This window comes from Acidithrix sp. C25 (genome assembly GCF_904848545.2).
Genome location: NZ_CAJHCI020000006.1, coordinates 1,429,255 through 1,453,073 on the forward strand (window position 1 = coordinate 1,429,255; position 23,819 = coordinate 1,453,073).

The 23,819-nt window shown below is 48.1% G+C and carries 16 protein-coding genes and 1 pseudogene; 10 read left to right on the forward strand and 7 right to left on the reverse strand.

The window, feature by feature from the left end:
• The first annotated feature begins 775 nt into the window (after positions 1-775).
• Positions 776-1,159: a DDE-type integrase/transposase/recombinase gene (locus ACIDITHRIX25_RS75190; RefSeq protein WP_152625992.1), complete on the forward strand. Its 384-nt coding sequence runs from the start codon at positions 776-778 to the stop codon at positions 1,157-1,159.
• Between the two features lie 362 nt (positions 1,160-1,521).
• On the opposite strand, the gene ACIDITHRIX25_RS75195 is transcribed toward ACIDITHRIX25_RS75190, so the two are convergent.
• Together ACIDITHRIX25_RS75195 and ACIDITHRIX25_RS75200 are read right to left on the reverse strand one after the other, a co-directional pair.
• Complete coding sequence (locus ACIDITHRIX25_RS75195) at positions 1,522-3,381, reverse strand: dienelactone hydrolase family protein (RefSeq protein WP_052605578.1); 1,860 nt, start codon at positions 3,379-3,381, stop codon at positions 1,522-1,524.
• Between the two features lie 136 nt (positions 3,382-3,517).
• Positions 3,518-3,910, reverse strand: a complete 393-nt coding sequence (locus ACIDITHRIX25_RS75200; protein WP_152625993.1) for a hypothetical protein — start codon at positions 3,908-3,910, stop codon at positions 3,518-3,520.
• A 177-nt stretch (positions 3,911-4,087) separates the two neighbouring features.
• Between ACIDITHRIX25_RS75200 and ACIDITHRIX25_RS75205 the strand changes: the two genes are divergently transcribed.
• Entirely contained in the window at positions 4,088-5,056 is a 969-nt protein-coding gene (locus ACIDITHRIX25_RS75205) for a sugar-binding transcriptional regulator (protein WP_201732870.1), read from the forward strand.
• A gap of 442 nt (positions 5,057-5,498) precedes the next feature.
• Here ACIDITHRIX25_RS75205 and ACIDITHRIX25_RS75210 read toward each other — a convergent pair.
• From ACIDITHRIX25_RS75210 to ACIDITHRIX25_RS75220, 3 genes and pseudogenes are all read right to left on the reverse strand, one after another.
• Positions 5,499-5,961, reverse strand: a pseudogene (locus tag ACIDITHRIX25_RS75210) (transposase); the annotation flags it as partial.
• Positions 5,962-6,474: 513 nt separating this feature from the next.
• Entirely contained in the window at positions 6,475-6,858 is a 384-nt protein-coding gene (locus tag ACIDITHRIX25_RS75215; RefSeq protein WP_082058625.1) for a YggT family protein, read from the reverse strand.
• Positions 6,859-7,454: 596 nt separating this feature from the next.
• Complete coding sequence (locus tag ACIDITHRIX25_RS75220) at positions 7,455-10,274, reverse strand: vitamin B12-dependent ribonucleotide reductase (RefSeq protein ID WP_052605582.1); 2,820 nt, start codon at positions 10,272-10,274, stop codon at positions 7,455-7,457.
• Positions 10,275-10,975: 701 nt separating this feature from the next.
• On the opposite strand from ACIDITHRIX25_RS75220, the gene ACIDITHRIX25_RS75225 reads away from it, so the two are divergent.
• The 3 genes from ACIDITHRIX25_RS75225 to ACIDITHRIX25_RS75235 all read left to right on the forward strand — a co-directional run bounded on the left by ACIDITHRIX25_RS75225 (position 10,976) and on the right by ACIDITHRIX25_RS75235 (position 15,325).
• Positions 10,976-11,821: a glycosyltransferase family 2 protein gene (locus ACIDITHRIX25_RS75225; RefSeq protein ID WP_201732871.1), complete on the forward strand. Its 846-nt coding sequence runs from the start codon at positions 10,976-10,978 to the stop codon at positions 11,819-11,821.
• Complete coding sequence (locus ACIDITHRIX25_RS75230; protein WP_052605585.1) at positions 11,822-14,653, forward strand: putative glycosyltransferase family protein; 2,832 nt, start codon at positions 11,822-11,824, stop codon at positions 14,651-14,653. It begins immediately after the preceding gene.
• 237 nt (positions 14,654-14,890) lie between these two features.
• On the forward strand, positions 14,891-15,325 hold the full coding sequence (locus ACIDITHRIX25_RS75235) for a hypothetical protein (RefSeq protein ID WP_052605586.1): 435 nt from the start codon (positions 14,891-14,893) through the stop codon (positions 15,323-15,325).
• A 227-nt stretch (positions 15,326-15,552) separates the two neighbouring features.
• Here ACIDITHRIX25_RS75235 and ACIDITHRIX25_RS75240 read toward each other — a convergent pair whose 3' ends face one another.
• The gene (locus ACIDITHRIX25_RS75240; RefSeq protein WP_052605587.1) at positions 15,553-16,044 is read right to left on the reverse strand and encodes a GtrA family protein; all 492 of its coding nucleotides are present in this window, start codon (positions 16,042-16,044) and stop codon (positions 15,553-15,555) included.
• A gap of 174 nt (positions 16,045-16,218) precedes the next feature.
• Here ACIDITHRIX25_RS75240 and ACIDITHRIX25_RS75245 point away from each other — a divergent pair, with 174 nt between their 5' ends.
• The 5 genes from ACIDITHRIX25_RS75245 to ACIDITHRIX25_RS75265 all read left to right on the forward strand — a co-directional run bounded on the left by ACIDITHRIX25_RS75245 (position 16,219) and on the right by ACIDITHRIX25_RS75265 (position 22,591).
• Positions 16,219-17,193, forward strand: coding sequence for an NAD-dependent epimerase/dehydratase family protein (locus ACIDITHRIX25_RS75245; protein ID WP_052605588.1), 975 nt, complete (start codon positions 16,219-16,221; stop codon positions 17,191-17,193).
• A gap of 512 nt (positions 17,194-17,705) precedes the next feature.
• Positions 17,706-19,256 (forward strand): circularly permuted type 2 ATP-grasp protein, encoded by a 1,551-nt coding sequence (locus ACIDITHRIX25_RS75250; RefSeq protein ID WP_052605589.1) that lies wholly within the window; start codon positions 17,706-17,708, stop codon positions 19,254-19,256.
• Entirely contained in the window at positions 19,253-20,218 is a 966-nt protein-coding gene (locus ACIDITHRIX25_RS75255; RefSeq protein WP_052605590.1) for an alpha-E domain-containing protein, read from the forward strand. Before ACIDITHRIX25_RS75250 ends, ACIDITHRIX25_RS75255 begins: the two co-directional genes overlap by 4 nt.
• Entirely contained in the window at positions 20,215-21,063 is an 849-nt protein-coding gene (locus ACIDITHRIX25_RS75260) for a transglutaminase family protein (RefSeq protein ID WP_160291802.1), read from the forward strand. The genes ACIDITHRIX25_RS75255 and ACIDITHRIX25_RS75260 overlap by 4 nt, the downstream gene beginning before the upstream one ends.
• Positions 21,064-21,118: 55 nt before the next feature.
• Positions 21,119-22,591 (forward strand): FGGY-family carbohydrate kinase, encoded by a 1,473-nt coding sequence (locus ACIDITHRIX25_RS75265; RefSeq protein ID WP_052605592.1) that lies wholly within the window; start codon positions 21,119-21,121, stop codon positions 22,589-22,591.
• Between the two features lie 487 nt (positions 22,592-23,078).
• Here the strand turns inward: ACIDITHRIX25_RS75265 and ACIDITHRIX25_RS75270 are convergent, their stop codons facing one another.
• Positions 23,079-23,732: an ACT domain-containing protein gene (locus tag ACIDITHRIX25_RS75270; protein ID WP_052605593.1), complete on the reverse strand. Its 654-nt coding sequence runs from the start codon at positions 23,730-23,732 to the stop codon at positions 23,079-23,081.
• Positions 23,733-23,819: the final 87 nt, after the last annotated feature.

Here is a 23,819-nt window from a genome sequence, read left to right on the forward strand (position 1 = left end):
TAGCTGGTTGAAAGAGCCTGTGGGCGAAGATCGTTGGATTGTGCGTAAACGCGAAGCGTTTTCCACATTCCAATTATCGCTTGCGAAAAATGAGCAATGTTAGGTCTGATGCATTATTCAGCATGGTTCGTGATTGGTTCCCACCTGGGAAAACAGTTTTGAGCAGTTCTATAGGAGTTTGTCCATCGCGCACCAAAGCGCTGGTGGGAATGGATATATAACACCTGTAGTCAGTTAGATGCAATAATGATACATCTAATAAGTTGGGTCAGAGTGCATAATGTTGTATCTGATGCCATAACAGGGAGGAGCACGAATGAGACGACCGTCTAGATCTGCACTTTTGCGTTCAGGTGCTACGGTACGCTGCGTAGAACGATTTTGACCTGCTACTTTGCAGGCTCGTCTCTTTAGAAACCCCGAATCGTATCTGTAGTTTGCGAACTACTATGCGACGACGATTCGGGGTTAGAAGTTTCTTATCGCCATCTCCTTAAGCATTGCAATATCAAGAGCTAGGTCAGCAACGATGCTCTTTAGACGACGGTTCTTTAGATTCAAGTTCAATGAGTAAGCTTTACTTTGGTTCCCTTCAATGCAGCGTAGGTACTCTTCCATCGGTGCCAGGTCGTCTCGGTAAGTGCAGCGCCTTAGGGCTTTCATGGCAAAGCGGCAACTTCACTTATGGTTGCACCGTCATTTAGCATCTTATCCCCTTCGGCGATCTTCTTGCGCACCTGCGCCCTGCTTACCTTGAGTAGAACGGGTATGCCTTTTGGACTTCACAATAATTTCCTCCATCTACATTATGGATACAAAGCTCACATTAGTCGCGGATCAATTAAATGGGAGCCTTCCAATAGCGTCTTATGAAAATATGAGGCTCGAGATAGTGCTAGAAGCTCTAGGTCAGGCAATTAATACCAGAGGTAGCAATTGCCGAGGAGCGGTGTTCCGTAGCGATCGAGAAAGCCAATTCTTAGATCGTCGCACAGAACCTCTCTGTAAAGAAAATGGAATCATTCGCTCCATGGCGCAAATGGGATCCTGTTACAATCACGCCAGTGCTGAATCCTTCTGGTCGGTCTTCAAGCATGAATACTTCTTGAGACATGTCTTCAAAGACATCTCTGAATTAAGAGCTGGAATAAAGTGGTAAATGAATTTTTACAACAGCAAACGGCGACATTCGAAGACCTAAGAACATCTCACCAGTCAATTATGAGTTAGCCTTAGAAGTAAGAGCAAAAACTGCTTAAGTCAGTGTCTACTTTTAATGGGTGACCTCAAACTTCGAAGATCGGCTAGAGGCGCCCGACACCCAATCTTGCGCCTCAACACCTCCGACGGTGAATTCACGAGTCACTGCATCGATTCCACTGCGGACACGCCTTTGTCGGATTCGGTACTCCTTAGGCTGTCGACCTTCGAAAGCCGCCGTTGGTGCCTCAACGTCGCAGGAGAAACCAGCGACGTTGAGGGGAACGCTTTTGACGGATCGGTGAGCGGTCCGTTAGTCTCCTACCATACGACTCCCTGGGTGGCCGTCCCAGCGACCACGATCGCTGTGACAAACAGCGAAGCGACCACCACACCGGAGTAGATCCGCCCGGTTTTGTAGAAGAAGTATCCGAGGATTGCACCGATAAGGAGATATAGCGGGATGAACTGGAACGCGACAATCGCCAACAGCGGTTGACTTGAGGTCAGCAGTTCACCGGTGGCAAACAATACTCCGTATTCTAAAGCGATGAAGACCGCAAAGCCGATCACCAAGAGACCTATCGTCTTGGCCATAAACCCTGCGAGCGAGTGTGAGCGCGGTCGTAATTGGCCGAAAATGATCACCGAAAGCCCGATGAAGTACAGGGCAAAGAACAAGACGTAGTCGAGTCCAATCTTTGCGTGAGTGTAATCGACGCGCTTGATATTGAAGATCCACAGCCTAACGTCAGAGTTAAATGCCCAATGGAAGAAGTAGACCGGTATATAGGTCACAACGACCGTAGCTAGACCAAAGACCACTGTCTTTGCAATCATTGGCCACTCGATCTTCAAGTTCGGCTCCGCTAAGCCGTAGCTATGGAGGTCGCCTCGCTTATCAGAGTGCGTAGTGAAGTGCCAGATGAGGAACAGCACCAGACCAATTATGATGTCACCGATTGCCCAGACGATCACTCCAGTAGGGATATTCTCCGGAAAGAACGGGCCTGCCTTGAAGGTGTTCTCGCCCCAAGTTTGAAAGTCGAAGAAGGTAAGCGGTCCGAGAATCGCGAAAATCAGTGCTCCAAGCCACCATCCGCGGCCCGTCAACGAGCGACTTGGCGGCAGCTTTCGGATGATCCCTGCGAAGTAGTCCAGTCTGAGGAGTTCTCCCGCGGCTCCGAAGAGGAAGAGGCCAACTCCAATAAGAGCAAGGAAGGTTCCAATTTCATCCCAAAGCCAGATCTGATTTGAATTGGAGAGTGGGCTGACTCCGGTGAGAGTTGCTTGTTCCCAACTTACCACGTGCGAAATTACCGCTGGATCAAATGTGATCCCAGGGTGAGTTGTCGATTGGAGAAAGAGCTCACGCCCTGTTCCTGCGGCAATCGAGCCATATACCTTGCCCGGCACTACTGGGGACTTTGTCCCAAAGAGCGCCATGAGACGAGGAGAGTCTGGTATCAGGGAACCTTTAGGTACGGCCCACATGAGCTGGGAGAACTCGGAATACTTTGCCTCGACGACCTCGATATTTCGCGGGAACGTCGGCGTACCAGGCAGGGGCTCGAGTCCCGGGGTGCTGGTGGACGAACTCAAGAGGTCAACTGAACGATAGCTGCCCTTGGGACTGAGGCCTGCAGCCAGGACCGACGCCCAGCCCCCCATCGAATGTCCCACTAGCCCGATATCACCCTTCTTGACGATCGGAAGCGAATTCAGAAATGCTAAGCTTGCAGGACCGCCATAAGCGTCGGCAAAAGCTGGGCCTTGCGAGGTATCGTGACCGGTTTGGTCCGCAGCCAGCACTACGCAACCACGCCGAGCCATCTCCACCGCAACACCATCCATGGTGTCATGAGAATTGATATATCCATGGATTGCGACAACTCCACATGCCGGGGTCTTGGCTGTTGCGTTAGGCGGGACGTAGAGCAGGCCAGCCTCGATTAGACCGGACGCTGTCGGATAGTGAACGTCAACAATCCGGACCTTGCCACCAGACGTCTGCGCAGTATTGGCGACCAACCCACCGACCACGATCAGGAGTACAGCACCTAGCAGGGCGCTACGCGTCGTCCATCGCCGTTTTCGAACCGTCTGTGCTGGTTGTTTTGACCCCTGTGCGGATACCTCGGTACCGGGGTTGTTGTTAGACGAATCATTTGTTTCTGTCATACTTGCCTCCTCATTTTCTCCCTATGCGGCTTCTCGCCGGCACCTGTTTGCTTAGAGCCAGCATTGCGAACAAACCTGAGCGACGAGGACTGTCAGAAACCTCACCATCGCGCTGCGGTTTGTACAATGACTGGCGCTACCTGACAGACCCATCTTTATTTGGTTTGAAGACCCCCTTCTTTACAATGCATCTGATCGTTCTCGAATGCTTTTCGCCTCGCTCCGATCCAACAACACCCAATTGAGCGTGAGGATCCGAGCTGGCCCGATAACGGTCTAGGACTTCGATGTGAACGTCGGAAAGCGATTTCCACTTAGCCGAGATCGAAACGGCAATGGCCCGAACTCGGCCAGCTCTGGCCCACATCGATCGCTGCCGATCGACACAGTCGTCGAACACCGCTGATCCGGCTGCCCGGGTGGCAGAGGCGGGCAGAAGTGAAACTCCTGCGCGGGTATCGATCACGCCCAGGTGTCTTGGGCGGCGCCATATCGCTCTGCCCTTTGAATCTCGGACATGCCCCGTCATGGGATGAATACGCGTAAAGTACGTCGGCTACTCACAATTACCTGACCCCCCAGTCGGCTGCTAATCACAACTTACCTCAATTTGCACAAAGTGTCAAGGATTTTGCACATAATTGCAGTTTCTTTTTCAATGTTCGATTTGCCATGGACAGATACGTTCATTAGGTGATATAACGAGATGGTGAACAATCAGAAGTTAACCGACGCTCTCAGAGCGGCACGCCAGTACTACGTCCAGGACAGGACGATGCAAGAGATCGCTGAGGATATGGGCACTTCCCGATCGACGATTTCCCGACTACTCGCGATGGCGAAAGCGGAAGGACTAATAGAGTTCCGCCTGCATACTCCAAATGCCCAGGCAAGCGAACTTGAATACCGACTACGCGAAAGCTACAGTATCGAAGCTCAAGTAGTCCCGGTGCTCCAGAACACGACCGAAGTCGAAGTTTTAGATCAGGTAGCTCGTTCGGCCGCTTGGCTGTTTACCTCGCTGTGCGAATCAGACATGGTCATCGGTGTGGCCTGGGGCACCACTATTGCCGCGATCAGTAAGCACCTCACGCGAAAGGCCACCCGCAGGTCGATCGTGGTGCAACTCAACGGTGCTGGGAATACATTTACCACAGGAATCGACTACGCCAGCGATATCCTCGGGCGCTTTGGAACGGCGCTAGACGCTCGGGTCCAGCAATTTCCCGTTCCGACCTTCTTTGATTTCGCCGAGACGAAAGAGGCGCTCTGGCGGGAACGCAGCATTATTCGTATCCTTAAGCTCCAAGAGCGATCCGATGTTTTGATCTTTAGTGTTGGCGCTGTACAAGGTGGGCTACCAAGCCATGTCTATTCGGGGGGATTTCTTGAGAAAGCAGACCTTGATACGATAACCCGATACCAGGTGGTCGGCGATGTTGCCACGCACTTTCTGCGCAGCGATGGAAGCGCTGACAGCATCCCGCTCAACGCGCGTTCAAGCGGCCCACCGCCGGAGGTCATCCGCAAGGCGGCGCGGAGGCTGTGCGTCGTCTCTGGGGCGCATAAGGCGAGGGGGCTCAAGGCAGCGATCGCCGGACGCTTAGTCACTGATCTGGTTGTGGATGAGCAAACCGCATCTGCCCTTTTTAACCTCCGTAATCTCGACGGCTGAGGCTTCTCCAGCAAGTCCATCCGAGATAGCAACTGGGTCCTCAGTCTTGCCTTGCGTTGCCTAATGGCAACGGCCATTAGGCAACGCATGAATATGTTTATATGGATTCAGTTCTAACAACTTCTCTCGTACTTTGCCTTGAACGAAAGCGTAAGCGACGGATTCGCAGATGCGGAGAACTTGCCAATGGCACCAGTTCGCTTCAGTGACGCGTTCTGGGTGTAGAGCGTATTGAGTGGAATTTCTTCAGCATTAGAAAGCTCGGTAATAGCACCCTCTGCGCATTTCCACCATCGCCAAGCTCTAAGAGCTTCCTCAGCACTCGTTTCTTCTATTTTATTGGGTATACCTTTTTCATGACTCCTCTATCCTCGCCCTATATATGACTGTAGTAGATTTTTCGGCACGGACTCTGAGGGCTAGGGGTTCCCTTTCCTCTTTAGCCTTCACCATGACTCTCACCACCCAAAAAGAACTCATCTACCTGTATGTTTCCTCCAAGTTTGTATAAACCATTTCGCTCAGCCATTGCCTTAGGTAGCTTATTTAGCATCAACCATCCAGTTGAATAAGATACTTGAACGAATTTAGCAAGGGCTCTGATGGCTGGGGGAGGTAGTAGCTGAAAGACCACGCTTGTCGTTGGACAATAGATAGATAGCAGAAAACCACTAGGAAAAAGAGATATGACTTCGATGAAAGATAGTTCCGGAGGTAACGCTAGTTTGGCGGTGAAAAGATTTACATTGAAACTGTGGAGCTCGAAACGCTGCATTTCTTGAAATGATTTGGCCTTACTAAAGTAAATTGATCGAAGTTACACTTTGGACATCTAAACCCCTCATAGCATAAGCAATTTGATCAAATGATCTTCACATGCTTCTTGCGACGCGGAAGCGTACCATAAAGCCTGAGATATCTACCTAGACAGCTTTATTGAGCATCTGTTCTACTATGGATTAGCTCCAATCTGGTCTCGGTGGAGGCGAAACTTACGAAAGTTGATAAGTATGAAAACCTTCGCTAACGGGCTTACCACTCCTTCACGAAAATACATTTTGCGACCTCGCGCGTTAATTGTCCATTGCTATCAACACCAAGATCACCAGGGTGCCAAGGCTCCTTGAGCGACTATGAGCTCCCTAAACTGAGATGAGTTAGAACCTTCGGTCCCATCGACTAGCTAAAGACCCCACATGGTTTAGGCTCTTTTGTCATCAGCACAATCTCGTTACCTATAGAGCTAGATCCACCCGTCATTGCTGCTTTTATGACCCGCAAATGACTCAATTGACCGCCTTGGATGGTCGCTATCTTTAAATATTTCTAGCCCCCAAATTACCCAAAATGAGCGCTGGGAGCCAGAAAACATAGCGAGGTGAAAGGTCGTACCAGATGATCCGGGCAACCAACCACTTCTATCTTGTGATTGTTACCAATTTCACTAAACCGTAGGCTATTAAGGCATATATTGCCATCGCCACTAATGTAAACATCTCAAATTGAGATACACCGTAGTGAATGGAATAACCAAACAGGCTAAAGAATGGCGAGACAAACGGATGACTAGCTGAATAGATGAAATTGGCAAATGCATTAGTAGGATTAGCACCGAGTAGTGCTAAGACAAATCGCAATCCTAGAACGACCAACAAGACGCCGGTCACGTATCTAATTACCCTAGGAATTATAGTTTTAGTCGGGACACCCTGTCGACGAGGGACAAGGACCTCCTGTCGCTTTTGAGTTGTATGACCCACAACGGTAACCGTCTCTTGAACTTCTTGACGTGGTTCTTTCATAAGAAATCACCTCTTTCTTGAGTTAACCACTATTCTAGTCCATTGGAAGGTGGCTTAGTGATCACAAACCCCAGCACCACCAAAGAGCACCATTACCGCCATCCGACACCCCACCGAATAGCTCTCGCTACTCCTGCATTGCTAAAAGTCAGAATCCAGACCAAGACTGCCCTATTATATAAAAAACCTTTTAATCTCACAATTACGATTAGTTCACAGGCCCACACGAAGCACTCTTTATAGCTGAAGCGATATTCACCCCATGGCGAGTGGCCAGCTGCCAGAGCAGTCAACTTTAATTCAAGATCGCACTCCCAACAAAGAGACCCCTAATCCAACTTTTCGTGCCATCAGATACCCGAGCTGACTCTTTAGCCACGGAGATCCTTACTTCTAAATGGTTGTTCAATCAAAAGAGCCACATATTTGTGCACATAAAACGACAAGCTCTAGATCTCAATGGTCACGCGCCACCGAGGAAGAGCCTGTCTTTTATTGTATCTTGTTAACTGTATAGCCGCTTATGAACTGCTATTGGTCATAGTCTCGATCGTGCTACCGATCAAACCCACGACCAAACCGCCGCATCTTTCGACTCAGGAGCATCCGCTCGTTGTACCACAGCTTGTGCAGACATAACATGATCCAGCTCGCTGCATAGCGTTTCCGCACTGATAACAATATGGAGCATCAAGGCCCGCAGTTCTAGATATCAGCTGTGGTGTATCTTTTTCCTTAGAGATCTGCTCCGCTCCAGACGATGATCCTCCGGTCGCGCCGTAGCTAAAGTCAACATCTTCAACATTGGGGAAAAGGCTAGGTTGCATTCTCTCACCGGAGGTCATGATACCCAGATCCGTCCTCTCGTCAAAAGAGAGATAGTCGATCGCTAAACGTCGAAAGATATAGTCCACCAGAGAAGAGGCAATTCGAAGTTCTGGGTCATCGGTCATTCCGGCTGGCTCGAATCTCATATTCGTATATTTTCTAACAAAGGTTGCCAATGGCACACCATGTTGAAGACCAAGACTTACAGAGATTGAAAAAGCATCCATGATTCCGGCAAGTGTCGAACCTTGCTTAGAGACCTTCATGAAAACCTCACCGGGCCTACCGTCGTCATATTCACCGACCGTAACGTAACCTTCGCAGTCAGCAACTCTAAAAGCAAAGGTAGATGAGCGGCGCCGACGTGGTAGACGTTCGCGCACAGGCTGGCGAACTCCAGGCGCCTTTGATGCTGCAATCTCCAATTGCGCAATTCGAGTTTCTAGGGCGCTTCGATCGTTTGACAACGGATCGATCTCCTCAATGATGGTTTCATTATCTGACTTCTTGGAAGTGGATAGCGGCTGTGCCACTTTGCAGTTATCACGATAGATAGCGACCGCCTTGACACCCATCTTCCAAGCATCTATATAAAGGGATTCGATCTCCTCTAAAGTTGCATCCTCTGGAAGATTCACCGTCTTAGAGATAGCACCAGAGATAAATGGTTGTATTGCCGCCATCATCTTCACATGTCCTAGATAGTGAATTGTGTTATCCCCCATCGAACAGGCAAAGACTGGAAGATCTTGAGGGTCCAGACCGGGAGCTCCCACGATCGTTCCATTCTCATTAATGTACTTGACGATTCCATCTGCAACCGAGGTCGAATATCCAAGTTGGTGAAGGGCACGACTAACACCCTGATTAACGATCGACATCGTTCCACCGCCAACTAGCTTCTTCATCTTGACAAGACCAAGATCTGGTTCAACTCCAGTAGTGTCGCAATCCATCAAGAGACCGATGGTCCCAGTTGGAGCCAGAACAGAAGCTTGAGCATTTCGAACTCCATATACTTGGGCTAGCTCGGTTGTCTCCTTCCATATTGACCTAGCGGCATCCATCAAAGGTTGAGGAACATGTGACGAGTCGATCTTCTCAACCGCGTCAAGGTGCATTGAAAGAACCCGAAGCATCGCATCTTTATCGTCTGCAAAGCCTGCAAAGGATCCGAGTGTTCTAGCCATGCGGGTCGAAGTCAAATAGGAGTTCCCTGTAAGAATCGCAGTAATAGCTCCCGCATAAGCCCTTGCTGGATCTGAATCATATGGGAAACCGAGTGTCATTAGCAGTGCGCCAAGATTTGCATAGCCTATCCCTAGCTGTCGAAAACGTCGCGAATTCTCAGCGATCTTATCAGTTGGATAATCTGCATTTCCAACGAGGATATCCTGTGCGATGAAGGTTAAGGTTGCGATGTGCAAGAAACTCTCAAGATCGTAACTGTTATCATGGCGCAAAAACTTCATTAGGTTCAAACTTGCCAAGTTGCATGCCGAATTATCCACGTGCAAGTATTCCGAGCATGGATTAGAGCCACTTATACGGCCATAGTTAGGGGCGGTATGCCAGCGATTGATAGTCGTATCGTATTGCACTCCTGGATCGGCACACTCCCAAGCAGCCTTGGAGATCTGCCTAAATAGATCGCGTGCGGCCATCGTCTTTACGACCTCACCAGTAGTCACCGCCTTAAGGTTCCACTCTCGATCTTCAACTACAGCGTCCATAAAGTCATCGGTAAGACGTACTGAATTATTTGCATTTTGGTATTGAATTGAAAACGAATCCTTACCGTCCAAATCCATATCAAAACCAGCAGCCTTTAGGGCCCGCGCCTTGTGTTCTTCTATAGCCTTACACCATACGAACTCTTCAATGTCGGGATGATCAACGTCCAAGATCACCATCTTGGCTGCCCGACGAGTCTTACCGCCGGATTTAATAGTTCCAGCAGAAGCATCGGCCCCACGCATAAACGAAACTGGACCAGAGGCGGTTCCGCCGCCTTTGAGATGCTCCTTGGAGGATCGAATTCGAGAGAGATTTATTCCTGCGCCTGAACCACCTTTGAAGATAACGCCCTCTTCGGCGTACCAGTTGAGGATTCCATTCATATCGTCGTCTACCGCTAAAATAAAGCAGGCTGAAGCTTGCTGAGGCACCCCTTGAACGCCAATATTGAACCATACAGGCGAATTGAAGGCAACCATTTGGTTTACAAGCGCAAACTTCAATTCATCACTGAAGGTCATGGCTGATTCATCATCACTAAAATAGCCATCCTTGCGACCCCAAGCAGTGATCGTATCGACGATTCGATCTACGACTTGGCGCAGACTCTGCTCTCGCTCTGGGGTTCCTAGGGTTCCTCTAAAATACTTTTGGGCCAAAATATTGGTGGCATTAATGGACCAAAAAGCTGGAACCTCCACATTTTTCTGCTCGAAGGCAACCGAACCGTCTCGATAGTTCGAGATCTTTGAGTCTCGATTCTCCCAAAGCACATAAGAGTAAGGATCAACCCCGGCCTCAGTAAAGTGTCTCTTTATGCCAAGCTTCAAACTTTGTGGAATTGTTGACATCCCTCATCCTTTCAATCCAATTTCGTCATCTAAGTGTCGAACTAACCGTGGGTCATCATACGAAAAACCAAATGGACGAATCATGCCACCGTAGCGCCATAACGGGTCCAAAAACTCAATCATCGAGATGCGCATTAGCACCTCGGCTCTAGAATCGCTCCAAAATCTCTTCACAATAAATCAAAAGACTCGAGCAACTAGTGTGAAAAAGTTGACCCTCAATACACTATTCGAGAGATGGCCGCCTCGATCCTCAAATCACTCTCTAGACACAACATATTGTGATTACACAATGATCAAATACTACATGTACGCAATAGGGCTATAATGACAAAGATGTAATTTAATTTAAAGATTGGATCGCCGTAAGGGAAAAATTTAAAGATTTAGCCATTGGATCGCCCAAACATTCACATCGAACCAGCCTTCACAGCAAAAAGACCACGGAGCTTTCTAGGCGAACCTATCATTGTAACATTGCATCATGAAAGAGAGCGCCTTGGGGTCACCTATACTAGAGAGCAGGCATTTATTGCATTAATAATTCAATCACAACTATATCTCAGCTTCAAATGTTTCGATGAAGGTAACTGATATCTCACAATTGACATCTCATTTTCGGTATACGAAACACCATTGAAGATAGGTAAACTGAAGATCTGGCGGTCAAAGGAAGATTACGAAGGCGGACGGATCTGTATATGAAATTTCCAAAGACTCTAGGCAAGCTTGCGGTTGAGCGAGATGAAATTGAGCAAATCATGCATCAGCAATTTTCGTCGATGCTCCCTAACGGCACTCATTCTCCATATCTCATCGTTATTCCAGCCTTTAACGAAGAAGAGTCCCTCGCCTATGTAGCTTCAAAGCTTCCCGAGGAAATAAATGGTCATAGGCCGATGATAGTTGTCATAAATGACGGATCTACCGACAAGACAGAAGCCATAGCTAACCAATTGGGGCTAAATGTTATCACTTCTCCTATAAACCGGGGTCAGGGCGCATCGCTACGAACAGGTTACTTAGAAGCCATCAGCGCCGACTTTGAAGTTGTAGCCATAGTGGACGCAGACGGACAGTGGGACCCAAGAGACCTTGAAGCCGTCATGAAACCAATCATCACGGGAAACGCTACGATCTCCCAAGGCTCAAGAAGTCTCGGCGAAACGCGTGTCGGAGATCGATTCAGAGACTTTGGCGTCGTCTTCTTTGCGAAGTTAATTCGTCTTCTAACAAAGACAAAGGTAACCGATACGTCAAGTGGCATCAGGGCAATGTCTGTAGAGATGCTCAAGGAGCTACGGTTGAACCAACCGCAATACCAGTCCTCGGAACTTCTGATAAGTGCATTGATCTCTGGCGGCAAGCTCGCTGAAGTTCCAGTTGTGATGGAACCCCGTTTCGGCGGCGTCACGAAGAAGGGCAAAAATCTCAGATATGCATTTTCCTATAGCGCAGTGGTGCTAAAGACTGCCCTTAGAGAGCACTTCATCACCAGCGTCCTAGCTCATACCAAAACAGCCAGAACGCAACCGGAACACGTATAATTGCGTTATCTGCGTGTTCGCCAAGACCAATACCGAGTCCTTAGCTTTGGGCTTATTCTTCTTGGCTTATATTTAGCTATAAATGGTCTGCCTGCCCTTTTGGGCCATCCAGTAATCGTATCAGATAACCTAACGCAAAATAACCCGCTTAGATTTCTTGCCGGTGAGATCTATCGAAGTGGGCACCTACCAACCTGGAATATCTTTGCATGGTCGGGTACGCCGCTACTGGCGGGGTTCAACGCTGGAGTCTTCTTTCCTCTCGAAGTTCTCTACCTAGTCCTTGCCCCAGTCCCAGCCTTCATAATCTTTATCTCTATCTTAGAATGCACCTTCGCAATCGGGATGCTCCGCCTCTTTGAGCGACTGCATTTCAACCCTCAAGCCTCAAGAATAGTTGCCTTTTTTGCGCCAATTTTGAGCTACTTTGCCTCGCAAAGCGTCCATCTCGATATGCTTGGCGGCCTAGCCATGCTCCCATTCATGGTTAGTGCAATATTGCGACTTTCGGAGGAACCAAGCGCTAAAAATTCACTGAGGCAAGGTGTCATCTTTGGCACCTCATATGCACTAGTGGTTCTTTCCGGAGCACCAGAAGCGATGCTGTATGAGGGCATCTTTGTGGCTTTGGTCCTATTGATGGTGGCCATCTCCTTCAAGATACGAGTCAAACGCCTGGTCACCTTCTTGGCGATTGCAGCTTTAGTGGCGATTCTACTTTCCAGCGCACAGTTGATACCGGGTTACTCCTTCATCACAGCATCCCAAAGAGGCAGCCACCCTTTCAACTATGCCGCCGCAGGACCCTTCTATCCCATCTCATTTATCTCCCTTATCGCACCCTTCCTCTTTGGCGGACCAGGATCAGTCCTACCCAATTATTTTGGGCCATATGTCTTTGAAGAGATCACCATCTACATCGGAATTATCTTTTTAGCGCTAGCTATCTGGACCCTTCTCAGAATCATCATCCCTACAGGATCCATTTCTCCTGCAATAGATCTTGGAAGCGAGGAGCAACAAACTAGGCGGTACCTTCGGATTCTTACAATAGCAGCTGTGATCTCCACACTATTGGCGCTAGCGGCTTTTACTCCGCTAGAAAGTCTCATGCTTTATGTGCCAATCTACAATCGCCAGCGACTTCCTTCAAGAAACATCTTCGCATTAGACTTTCTTCTGTCCATCTACAGCGTCCCTGCTCTAAGTAATCTTTTTGCGAGACGTCGAATCGATAAAACACTATTTTGGATCGTCGGCGGTCTCGTAGTCGCCATCGCCATGGCCAACGGACTTCTTTTAGCCTTCACCAAGACATTCGTGGCCGCAGTTGACGGTGGCGGTAGGACGCACTACCCACTCAAAGCCATCCTCCTGTCAAGTCTCTTCGAGATCCTTCTCTTAGTTGGCTTTATTGGCATCTTTGCCACAAAGCGCCCGAGATTAAAAAAGGTAATCCAAAGGAGGCTTCTGGTAGGGCTTTTCATCTTGGATAGTGCTGGATTTGCCTTTCAGAGCTACCTTGGAGAACATACTCCGACTAGTACCATAATGGCAACCAACTCCTACGCCAAAACTTTTGCCAACATCGTCAAAAAAAGCTATGGTCGCTATGGACTTTATGACCCCAACCTTTACTACTACGGCGACCTCCTAAAGATCGGAACGCCCAATCTCAACGTCTACAATTCGATCTCCAGCATTCAGGGCTACTCATCTCTATCTTTGGGAAACTACGAGGCCGTCACTTCGTCTCATCAACAAGCCAGCTTCGATCCCACGCTATTGGTATCGCCGTTGGGTAAAGCAATCGCGCTTTCCATTGTCGCTACGGGATCGCTATATCTAAATAACTTCAATACAGGTAGCCCGAATCCCGTAACAATTCCAAATGCATCACAGATGACCCCAGGGCTAACAAACTCGCCACTTACCACGGTGCACGAGTCTAACTTTGTTGGACAGACGATCAAAACCAATCGAATCTTGATAGATTTCGCAGTTTTCAATCCTGCCACAGGATCGCTAGAAAACTCAACCACGCTCTACGATCGTTCTATAAAGTCGATCGGAGTCTCGCTAAATGGATCGAAGAAGATCCACTATGGCCGCTTAACATCACAATCGGCCATTGGCACCACTGGCATTATTCAATACACCTACACCTTAAATCAACCGACGACCTTCAATCAAGTATTGGCAACGCAAACCATACCAAAGAGTGGAAATCTTGGCCAAAGCATCGAAGCTGGGATCTCGTTTCCAGTGGCAAATGGCTATATAACGCTAAATTCACCCCTGACGCAATATCTGACTCCACAACATTACCATTTAGTTACCACGTTGGGAAGCCTAGAAATCTACCAAAGAAACACCGCTCCTCTAGTAACGATGCCTGCGGTTGCAAATCCATCCAATCCAAGTGAATTTGCCGCACCACCTATTGTCAATGCGTCGAATATGCCTCGCCTGATCGCTTCATCTATAAAGCTTGATGGTTCTATGACGTACAAGTTCTCTGCTAGCAAACCAACTGTCGTTACAATATCTCAAACCTGGGCCAAGGGATGGATGATAGCAAACCAAGCAGCTAGCGGTTCGAGTGGGTCACAAGCTATGCCTGCCCAAGAATGTGGGGTATTTATATGTTTTAGCATTCCTGCAGGAGTAAGCAATATCCACGCATCCTACAAACAGCCCCATTTATCTCTAGCCTTGGCCACTTCCGGCCTTGGGCTAATCCTAATAGTAGTCCTGTTGCTACTTTCTAAGGATAGCGATAGCGGTGAATCAAAACGAACTAAGAACAAATCGATCAAAAGACAAAAATAACCACCAAAACCCTGGGCGATTCAGGCATACGATCCAGAAAATACTTTCCTAGACCCACGGCAATAAAAGAGGCTCGAGCCGACATTGCAGTAATATCAAAGAAATATCATGTCTAAAAATATAGGTGGAAATATTTCTCGACGCACACTAGAGACGAAGTGCTAACGACACAACGATGCACCAGGATGGACTTAGACGCACAAAGGCACAGCTAAAGACGATCTGCTGTAGACGATATTGGTAAAGCCCCGAAAAAAGCCTCCTTTTAGAGGTGAATCGGACTGGGCAACTAGCAGGGTTGCCAAACTTTCAAGCAATCCGCTGGGTTCCATCCTCACCGAAGTTCTCTCCCGCCTGCGTCATAGAGCCAAACCAAAGAAGGATTCTCATCTGCAGGCCTCATTGGACAGAGGCGGCGATAAAGAACCTTCGGTACAATCTCGAATTGGGACCTACGATATAGAGACCCACAACCACTCCACACCAGCCAAGTGTCTCCTAATTCCAGCGTGTAGATCAGTCCATACGGACAACCAACGTAGAGATAGCTTTGGCTGGCGCAATCCCTATTCGGAGCGCAACCGGCAAGCTGATACAGATCACATGACCGCCTTTGAACATCAAATCAAGATCGACGATTCCCATGGCACAGCAAGAAAGACCCTTGAATAGAGTCGCCTAAGCCGAGTGAGTGGAAAGCCGAAATTGATAGTCCAGCTAATGACGACAACATAACCCTAAGGCCAAATCATGACAACGCAAATTGTCCCCAGATAATGGCTGTGGGGATACAGCGAGATCGTTGTTAGAGAACCACACAAGATAACAGATCGCCTGGCACTGCCTTCGAAGATCTACCAAGACTTCAAAGACTAAAGCCACACTCAAATTTAAGACTACTAGTTAGAGGTGTCGACCACGGGTTGGCTCTTTTTTTGGTCGCGTCCAAAGAGAAACTTCCTCAAGAAAAAGTATTTAGCCACCCAAAGTACAGCAAAGGCACCAAAATAAGCTCCATCTACCCAAATTATCTGAGCCAAACGACTATTTCCCACAATGCTACGATGAGAGTCTGCAAAGTCTGACGACCAGGTGGAAGCGACAAGACCCAAAACCGCCATTATAAAGTATGGAACCACCTCAGAAAAGAAGTGATTTCTCTCTTTTTTCTCAAACGCCCAATAACGATTTAAAAAATAAGAAGGAACAGCGCCGATTAGGGTGGCGCTAATGGACGAATACTTAGCACCAAGGATCGATAGTCCATAAAGGGCAAGAAATGCAAGCTGTGAAATAACTGCCGAAATTACCGAGGTGAGACTATAACGAAAAGCCTTTTTACCTTCTTCAGTCTTGATCCATGCCAAGAGCGTCACTATCCGCCTAATCACAACGATTATCCTAATGGTAAGTGCCGCATTTGCTCAAACGAGATAGCCTCGCTAGGAAAGATTTAACGTTGCTATAACCAAAGGGCGCTAAAGATTCGATCTAATAACCGAAAAACAAACGGGTAGCATCGACCGGTAAGACTAGGAATTGTCAGACAGACAAAGGGAAACCAATTGACTAAACGAATTATAGTAACAGGCGCCAGTGGCTTCATAGGATCCCGAATTGCACTTCGCTTTCGAGATCTGGGCTACGACGTAATAAATCTGGATCGCAACGATCGAGATTTGCCAGGAATTCAAAGTGTCAATTGCGACATTCAAGACTTCGATAGCGTTTCAAAAATAGTCACTAAAGGTGTCGATGCGATAGCGCACTTCGCTGCCAAGACATCCGTACTTGAGTCGAAAAAAGACCCTATGGGCTTCTTCTCCACAAATGTAATCGGTACTCAAAATCTACTCGAGGCCGCTCGCCTTGGAGGAATCACGACCTTTGCCTTTGCATCTACCAATGCCGTAGTAGGAAGTTCAAAACCCCCAACTCAAGTCCAAGAGAGCAACGGCGCCATTCCGTCGCTGAGCGATTCCTCCACAGTGGCCTCCAATGAACTTCTCAGTGAGAAAAACGTCCTTTATCCTCTCACGCCATACGGAGCCACTAAGGCGGCCAACGAAATGCTAAGCGCCTCATATCAAGACTCATACGGAATGACTGTCGCTCCACTTCGCCTCACCAACGTCTATGGAACCGACATGTTCAAGAAAGATTCGATCGTTCCCCGTATCATGCGCTCCCTTTTGGGAGGTCCACCATTGGAAATCTACGGCGATGGCTTGCAGTGGCGAGATTACGTATACCTAAGTGACGTGACCGACGCCTTCGAGCTAGCAATTACCCGCAATTGGGTTGGCCCCGTCTCAATTGGCTCAGGTGAAAGTTTTAGCGTAAAAGAGATAATAGATTTCACCCAAGAGGTAACAGGTATAGAGGTACCAGCGAACTTCGGCCCGGCTCGAACCGGAGAGATGCGCGGTGTCAAGGTAGACATCTCAAAGGCAAAGGCACTCGGGTATGCCCCTAAAGTGGATATCAGACACGGTCTCAAAGAGGTCTTTGAAGATTTTGCAAATAAAAAAAATAGCTAGAATGTCATCTCTTTCAGGATGGCCTTGACTTGTATCTAGAGTCAATGGAGCCAAGGATACTTCGGCCACAGTCTTTTTTATCAGCTATGTACCTTATTCTCAATCCTTGGCTCTTACTGTCCATCTCGGCCTATCTCGACTTCGCTCAAAATTCAAGACAAATGGCGCGACCACTTGGCCTGCTATGCCCAAAAAGAGCCACTTTAAGAGATCAACATTGACAACTCAAAAGGTGGCTTAAGGCCATTGGTTAGCTCATTCGATGAACATGAACCGCAGGCGTCGCCTCGTCTGAGCGCGATAGAAATTCCACTGTTTTTAGCGCCCGATTCCACTGAAGTGATAAATCAACAGCTGATTAGTTCGCTTTGATTCCAAGAACATCGAGGGAGAATTTCGCCAACTTCCTTGGACAGGGGGAACCATATAGTCGAAAGACCTCTACTCGTTATAAAACAGAAACAATTCTCCCTGAAAACGCCTAAAAAATCGGCTATCTTTAAATAGCTATAATGGAAAGTCCACTTCAGAATTATTCACCGCGTATCGGCATCTTTGACGAGATGAAAAACGATTCAAAAGACGGCATTGACAACTGGGGTCTATTGACACGAGCAATCGAATCCATGGGCATAGATAAGCTCAAAAGGCGCACCTTGGAGTGTGAAGAAAGCTTCAAAGCCAGAGGCATAACCTTCTCACTCGGTGGCCAGGAGCGAACATTCCCACTGGATCCAATTCCAAGAATTGTCACCTCCACCGAATGGCGCAGCGTTGAATTAGGACTAACGCAACGGGTTAAGGCGATCGAAGCATTCCTAGACGATATCTACGGCGCAAAAGAGATACTAAGGGACAGAGTTATCCCTCGCCGTTTAATAGTCGGATCATCCCAGTATTCGCGCAAAGCTGCAGGAATCTCCGGGCACAATCAAGTTCGAATAACAGTTGCTGGCCTTGACTTGATTAGAGATGAAACTGGAAAATTAGTAGTTCTCGAAGATAACATTAGGACGCCTTCGGGGATCTCCTACGTCCTTGAAAACAGGAGAGCAATGGCCCGAATCTTGCCAGAACTATTCGAAAGCTACGAGATTGAACCGGTTGGCGACTATCCTTCAAAACTCCTATCAGCACTACTCGATCAGGCCCCAGCTGGGGTAACTGACCCTTTAGTAGTCGTATTGACACCTGGCGTTTACAACTCTGCATATTTTGAACACTCATTTCTGGCGCGCCAAATGGGTGTTCCTCTAGTTGAAGGCAGAGATCTATTCTGTCGAGGCAATGAGGTCTTCGTCAGAACCACAGAAGGTGACCTAAAGGTAGACGTAATCTATCGTCGAATCGATGATGAATATATTGACCCTACCCAATATCGCCCAGATTCGCTTCTGGGGGTTCCTGGCCTTTTGAATAGTGCACGTGCATATAACGTAGTTGTAGCCAATTCGATCGGCAATGGAGTGGGTGACGATAAGTTGCTTTACACATATGTACCTGACATAATCGACTACTACCTACATGAAAAGCCCATCCTATCCAATATTGATACCTATCGCCTGGAAGATCCAGACGCAATGAAATATTCCCTTGAAAACCTCGACAAGCTGGTCATAAAACCGGTGGACGCGAGTGGAGGAAAAGGAATAGTGATCGGCCCATCTGCAAGCGACCGCGAACTTAGTGAAGTAGCCGAGGCAATGACAAAAAATCCTCGGGGATGGATAGCTCAACGCGTCGTCAACTTCTCCACGATACCTACGATCGTCGGTTCCGGCCTTGCCCCAAGACATGTGGACCTTCGACCATTCATTGTCTCTGGTCCAGATGGTCGTTGGGTAGTACCAGGAGGACTTACGCGTGTCGCACTGCCAGAGGGATCCATGGTGGTAAATTCCTCACAAGGTGGTGGGTCCAAGGACACCTGGGTGCTTCGAGATAGACACAATAGAGATCGCATTCATATTGAATCCCAAGCTACATCCGCCCTAGCTTTAGCCGATATTGACATCCTTTCATCAATTCCCAATTCGGGCCAGTCAAAGGCACAATTACAGTGAAAAATCGCTTCAACATTGTATTAGCACGGACCGCCGAGTCGCTCTTTTGGATGGGACGCTATCTAGAGCGATCAGAGGCAACGGCACGCCTTTTGGATGTCCATCTACACGATCTAATCGGAACTACCACAACTCAGCAAAAACGGTGGACCAACGAGATTCAAGCGATGGTCGCCATGGAACAAATCGACGAACCATTCGAAGCACTAGCAATGAGACTCTCAATAGATCGAGACCATCCAAGTTCCATAATATGCTGCATGGAAAAGGCATGGGAAAATGCGAAAAGCGCTCGAGATGCCATATCCCTGGAACTTTGGGAGTCAATAAACGTAACTTACTCACGCCTATTACGTACATTCATTACCGATCTCGGCCATTCGCCTCACGCCTATTATGCCTGGATCAAAGATCGATCAGCGGCAGCCCGAGGCCTAGGGGACACTACCATGAATCGTGATCAAGCCTGGCTATTTCTGCATATGGGAAGGGCCATCGAACAGATTGATCTGACGACACGCCTACTGAGAGTAAAACTTCTAGATCCAAATGAAGAGGACTGGGTAGTTGTATTACGGTGCATCGGAGGTCACGAGGCCTACATACGAGCGGTTCAACGCCCTGTGGAGAAAGAACTGGCAATAACCTTTTTACTCCGAGAGACTCTTTTCCCCAAGTCGGTTCTCTATCTAAACCTTCAGCTCGAGAGCGCGCTTCTATCTCTATCTCGCAATATCAGGGATCTAAATGCAAGCGACATTATACCTCCTTCGCTCGCAAGGCTCATTGCCCGTCTGTCATATCCTCGTGTTGGCGAGATGACCGGTAGTAGCCTCTTGGAGAGAATCGATGAAATCACCGAGACTCAAAGCGATCTCTTCAACCTATTCAATTCAACATTCTTTTCCCCCCTTCGAGATCTGTCAAAAGCGATTCCCCAGCGATCGGAGGTTTGGATTTGACCTGGCGTCTTGAAATAACCCACAAAACAAGGTATCAATACCAAGAGCCCGTTTACTCTAGCTATAACGAAGTAAGAATGATTCCACGATCTGGTGGCAATCAACTCCTCCTTTCTTCTTTGGTAAATGTCTCACCTCGAGCGACTCTTTACACCTACCGCGACTACTTTGGGACAGCGGTCACAGCCTTTGACTTCCACCGAGTGCATGATCACCTTGAGATCACCGCCGAGTCCCATGTGGAGGTACGGAATTACAGTGGCCCTTCATCTGAAGTCTCCTGGGACTTCATTGGATCTGAAGCAATTCAAGATGACTTTGCCGAACATTTAATGGTGACCCCCTACACCACCGTGAGTGCCGACCAAGCGAGCGAGATTCGTGATTTAGTAAGAGGCCAATCGACACCCATAGACGGCCTAAATAGAGCAATCGAATGGATCACTGAGCATCTTTCCTACCAAAGCGGCATTACCTCGGTCCAATCAAGCGCTGCCGATGCACTAGCTGTTGGGCTCGGAGTATGTCAAGACTTTAGTCATGCCACAACTGCGGCCCTTAGGGCCAGTGGAATTCCAGCCCGCTACGTCTCGGGCTATCTTTTTCCCGGTCGAGACCCAATCGTAGGCGAATCATCCATCGGCGAAAGTCATGCATGGGTCGAAGTTTGGCTCGGAAGATGGATCGGAATTGATACCTCCAACGCAGTCGAACGCACAGATCAACGGTACGTTGCTGTGGCCAAAGGACGCGATTACAGCGACGTTCCTCCGTTTAAGGGCATCTACTTTGGAGGTCAGTCCTCTACCCCATTTGTGACAGTTACGATTACTCGCCGTCAGTAGGTTCATAGTTAAAAAACCTACATCGCAGGCACTTCATTAGGCTATCGTTTATTCCATGGATCTTTTAGTTGCTTTAGATATTGGAACATCTTCGGTACGTTCAATCGCTTATGATCTCCAGGGACAAGCGCAAGCGGCCTTTGCGAAAGAGATCGGCCTCTCTTTCCCAGAGCCCAGGTATGTAGAACAAGATCCAGCTGAAATCCTCAGTGCGGCCCTTGAAGTTCTCAGACTGCTCGAGAACGAGCTCAAAAAAATGCCAGCACGAGCAATTTCCATCGGCATCACCAATCAGAGAGAGACTGTAATAGCCTTCGACTCTGAGAGCGGCAAGGCTTGCTACAACGCGATCTCCTGGCAAGATGGTAGAGGTTTAGATCTCTGCAGTGACTTAATCGATCAAGGTCTGTCACCCCTCATACGGCAAAAGACCGGCCTTGAGCTCAACCCCTACTTCTCTGCAACAAAAATGACTTGGCTGACGAAGAACGGTTATCTTGCAAGTGCCAGAAGGCCAAAGCTAGTAACCGTTGACGCCTTTATTGCCTGGCATCTGATGGGGGCAAATCCAGCAATCGAACCGGTTACTGATCCTTCGAATGCCTCGCGAACACTCCTTTATAATCTAGATTCGCTGGCCTTCGACGAAGAACTAACAGAAATCTTTGGCATTGACTTCAAACACTTGCCAAACCTTGTAAATACCGCTGAGATAGCCCTTGCGATCGCCCCTGGTATGCCGTTTTCCGGAGTCACCATTGGTTCGATAATCGGTGATCAACAATCGTCTCTCTTTGGTCAAGGCATGATCACGCCGATGTCGACAAAGGTAACGCACGGAACTGGAACCTTCGCAGTTGCAAACGTGGGACAAAAGCGTATCTCACCCAAGACAGAGGTTCTTGAATCGATAGCCTGGAAGATTGGCGATCAATCACCAACCTACTGTCTAGAAGGGTCTATATTTACTTCGGGTGTCGTTATGCGTTGGCTCCGAGACAGTCTGGGACTTATCTCGAACTACTCTGAGATCGACACAATGGCTTCCTCTGTGCAAAGCAGTGACGGTGTGGTTGTGATACCAGCCTTTCAAGGGCTTGGCGCTCCATATTGGCGGACCGACGCTCGGGGCGCAATCTTTGGAATCTCGACTGCTACTACCCCAGCCCATATCATCCGAGCTAGCATCGAAGGCGTCGTAATGCGCACCCAAGAGGTAATCGAGGCGATGGAGAGGGCCTCTGGATCAAAGGTGGAGACCCTAAGTACCGATGGAGGCTTGAGCACAAGTAATTTCGTATGCCAACTCCAAGCTGACCAGACACGAATTCCTACTGTACGAGCCAAAGCCTCAGAGGCAACTGCCTTTGGAGCAGCGCTTTTGGCGGGTATCTCACAAGAAGTGATTGACCTGCCTCAGGTAGCCGAGATAACAAGGTCAACTTCTACCTTTAACCCTAGCCCAAGCGCCTACAGCGCTAAGGCTAGAAGGGAAAACTGGAATAAATATATAGCAAAGATCCTCTAGCATATAGACTTTGGCCACCTCGCAAAGACTCATAAAGATACAAAAACCCGCCGCGAAGCTCAACGAGGAAATATCGCCTTCAGCGATTAAGATTCTTGAAGAGTATCTTGACTTTAGACGAGATCTAATTGTACAAGGTATCTTCACACGACCTGAGACTGCCTTTAGGTTAGAGTTGATCAACAACCCACCAAGCAAGATGCACAACACAATTTAGGCGGTTATAGAACCCGAGTTAGCACTTGGTTCATTAATTGATTGCCGGGCGAAAGTACCTTTTGAAATCCTATCTAGTTGGAAAATCATTCGATTTGCATATATGGCATGAGCCATGGCGGCTCGTTGTCTCTATTTATTAGCAAAGCCCAAGGGCAATCGGTAAAGAATTTAAAGCATTGGCCGCAAAAAAAGTGACTACATGTCAAAAACGGATAGCAAGAAGTAGCACACCCTAAATCTGGATAGCAAAAACTACCTAAACCTAAAGTCAGAGCGATACGAGTCTTAGAAGCTTGGCATGCTGACCACATATTCGAGCAATCATCCAAATCTGAGATCTCTCTAGAGCTCTAAATGGTCGCCCTTCGCGCGCGACAACAAACTTCAAACCGTCATAGTCCAGACCATATAGCATGATCTCCTCAGAACCTGAACTAGAGATATCCAGAGTTCCACGCGCACTTCCGCCTAGCGCGTATGCGCATATCCAAGTCAAAGGCGGTGCCTGACCATTGAGACCTGTCACTATCTCTTTTTCAATATCTACAACGCCGCACCAAGTAAGTTCAAAAACCTCTAGGACATTCTTAGTCAAAGACATAAGCAGGGAATCAACCTCCTGCTCGTCTATCAACCTCGTAGCTATCTCCAGTGGCGCTAGGCGGATATCATGCTCGTCGTGTGGCCACGGTCTAACGTCTTCCACATCTACGCCATCGACCTCATGTATCTCCCTAATCACCAAATCCAAAAGGTCAGGGTTCGAGATCTCGACGATAATTTCATCGATAGCCTTGCCACCTCCTCGTTCTAAAATCTCTATTCCGACAAGATCGCCCTTTACCGAGCCAATTCGTGATGCAACTGCACCTAAGGCGCCGGGTCGATCATCCAACCATATTCTCATCACATATTTAGCCACGATTTAAAACCTTATATCCCTACTATTACGAACAGATTTCACCAGCCATCGCAAAACGGTAAATCTTGTTCATCAACACCAACCCCT